Origin of the sequence: Acinetobacter sp. Brlt_5, from assembly GCF_051949055.1 — a bacterium.
GTDB classification, from domain to species: domain Bacteria; phylum Pseudomonadota; class Gammaproteobacteria; order Pseudomonadales; family Moraxellaceae; genus Acinetobacter; species Acinetobacter indicus.
The window spans coordinates 1-3,066 of record NZ_JAYJLP010000039.1 but is presented as its reverse complement, the minus strand read 5'-3'; the positions used below and the strand labels follow the sequence as shown (position 1 = coordinate 3,066).

At 44.5% G+C, this 3,066-nt stretch carries 2 protein-coding genes; both read left to right on the top strand.

The window, feature by feature from the left end:
- The first annotated feature begins 455 nt into the window (after positions 1-455).
- Entirely contained in the window at positions 456-728 is a 273-nt protein-coding gene (locus VF685_RS13980) for a hypothetical protein (RefSeq protein ID WP_005181154.1), read from the top strand.
- 107 nt (positions 729-835) lie between these two features.
- Complete coding sequence (locus VF685_RS13975; RefSeq protein WP_440203680.1) at positions 836-2,740, top strand: bifunctional metallophosphatase/5'-nucleotidase; 1,905 nt, start codon at positions 836-838, stop codon at positions 2,738-2,740.
- Positions 2,741-3,066 lie beyond the last annotated feature (326 nt).

The following is a 3,066-nucleotide window of genomic DNA, read 5'->3' as shown; positions in this document are numbered from 1 at the left end:
GGCTTCGGTCTGCTTTTTTTATAATATTGCTTATAAGATATTTAAATATTTAAATTTAAAAAAAACCTTATAAAAACAAGAATTAAATTTTTCCGATTGTCTTGATTTTGTCATATTTTATGTTTAAGATTTATCCGTCTAAATATGTGGTGTCTACATATCTAGAGGGTAAATTGCTATTTGATGACGTTTCATCCCCAAGAAGCGCGGAAATAGCCGAAAATAATAATGACAATAACATATGGATCCGTAAAAGATTCAACTCCGAGGGAGAGATTTTGGGAGAGATCTCTTTCTTTTTTTTATCCAAAATTTAGCCTTTGACCTGAAAAAAGCGGTTTTTTGAGCAGCTGGAGCGGTGTCTGCCCATGGTTGCCCGCTGCAAAAATCCGGCGTATAAATAAATCCGGATCATCATTTCCATATAAAAAATAAACTCGAGCCAGAGGGAGCGCATGTATTCCTATAATACCGATACCCATGATCAGCAGCTGGATGCCATTTTACGTTTCCTGTTTGAATATCAGCCGCAAAGTGAAAAGCAGTTTGCCTATCAACCGGTCAAGACGCTGTTTGAGCAATTGGAACTGTCGGCCATGTATCAGCTATTTGCCCTGATTCACGAGCAACTGCCGCGCAAAGCCAGACTACTGTTTGCGGCCGAAGATTATCGCGGTAAACAGGCACTGGTCTTAGAGGTCATGCAGCATATTCGCGAACGGGTTTAACTATTGTCATGAAATCTTGATCGTTTTTTCATCTGCCTTACATGTTCAGGCCACAGACTCAATCAGACAATTCCAATTAAAACACTGAGTCTCAGGGTAATTTCCAGATGAACGTATTGAATAAAAAATCCATATTATCAATAGCCTGTCTTTCTGTTTTCATGACAGCCTGCGGGGATAATGACCGTCAGACTACTACACCGACACCAGTAGTCGAGGGTAAAGCCGTTGAACTGAATATTCTGCATATTAATGACCATCATTCCCATTTAGATGAAGAGCACTGGAACTTTAGCTTGGCACAAGGGGCTGAGGAAGAAAATTATAGCGTCAGCCGGGGTGGTTTTGCCCGTGTCGCCGGGTTAATCAACCGTCTGACAGAGGAATATCCGAATGTGATCAAACTGCACAGTGGTGATGCGATTACCGGCGATCTGTATTTCAACCTTTCTGAAGGTAAGGCGGATGCAGATGCCATGAATACGGTCTGCTTTGACAGTTTTGTGCTGGGTAATCATGAATTTGATGCCAAAGATGCAGGCCTACAGAAATTTATTAACTATCTGGATGCCGGTAACTGTGCCACACCAACCCGTATTGTATCGGCCAATGTGAATTTCGGCCCATCTTCGCCGCTGTATCAGACCCAGCGCATTGAAAAGTCTTTTATATTTGAACGTGACGGTGAAAAGTTTGCCATTATTGGCCTGACCATTGCTGATAAAACCAAGAATGCCTCTCAGCCGAACAGTGACACTACGTTTGCCAATGAAATTGAAGCGGCTCAACAAGAAATTGATCGCCTGAAAGCTCAAGGCATCCATAAGATTATCCTGCAAACCCATACCGGTTTTGCCCTGGATCAGCAACTGGCTGCGGCTTTAACCGATGTCGATGTAATTGTTGGTGGTGACTCACATACCTTATTAGGTCCGGACAGTTTAGAGGCGGTCGGCCTGAGTCCGAGTGGTGCGTATCCGACCCAAGCGCGAAATAAAGATGGTGATCTGGTCTGTATTGCCCAGGCCTGGCAGTACAGCTATGTAGTGGGTGATTTAAAGGTCAGGTTCAATCCGCAAGGTCAGGTGGAACAGTGTAGTGGCACACCGCACATTTTAGTGGGCGATGACTTTAAGCGTGAAAATACCGAGAGCAAACAGTTTGAAGCCTTAAATGCAACCGAACAGGCGGTGCTGCTGGAGCGTTTTAAAGCGGCGAATATTCCGATGCAGGTGGTCAGCCCATATACCGCGACCTTAAATGTGCTGCTGCCATATCAACAACAGAAACAGAATTTTGCCAGCACGGTGGTGGCTCAGGCAACCGATAACCTGTGTTTACGCCGTGTACCGGGGACGCAGCGCGATACCAGCCGTTCTAGTCTGGGCGATATCTGTAACCAGAATCCGCATGTCATTGCTCATGGCGGCGATATTCAGCAGATGATTGCCGAAGCCTTCTTGCAACAAGGTAAAGTGTACTTTGATGCCGATCTGTCATTCCAGAATGGTGGTGGGGTGCGTGTGGATGTCGCGGCAGGTCCAGTCACCGTAGAGAAAATCTATCAGGTACTGCCATTTAAAAATACACTGGTCCGTTTGGATATGACTGGTGCAGAAATTAAAGCCACGCTGGAGGATGCGATTAGCGGTGTGGTCGAGCAGAGAAATACTGGCAGTTATCCATATACTGGTGGTTTACGCTGGCAGGTAGATTTAACCCAGGCCAAAGGGCAGCGTATTAGCCAGCTGGAAGTGCGTAATACAAGCGGTAGTTATGAAGCACTGGTCTTGGATCGAACCTATAAAGTGGTGACTATCGACTTCCTGGCCAATGGACAGGACTACTATAGCAGCATGAAAGAGGTGACAGGCGAGCGCCGTATGGACGTAGGCCTCGATTATGCCGAAGCGTTTTTACAGTATGTCGAGCGTTTACCGGGAACAACCGGACAAAAATCACTCGGTAAATTGCCAACAGCGGATTACAGCACGCAGAAATTTACTGAATAAGATAAAAAGAAAGACAGCAAAAAATCCCGTTCGCGGGATTTTTTCTTTTGAATTGTGCAAAAAATAAGTGAAAAACCGGTTTTTTTAGCTGTTTCGTAGAAAAAAGATACATATGTGAAAAATAAAGTGAATTGGGGCTTGCAATGATTCTGAAATCCTCTAGAATGCACCCCATACCGACGAGATACACGGAGATGAACGAAGCGGATCGCTGAGTTGTTGAGTGTTTTGAGTCCAGCTTCTGGCACTGACGAGGTGTTGGAAAGATCATTAAGAGATTATGAAGAACAACTTGTGTGGATTTTTACTGGTTGATTAATCGAATA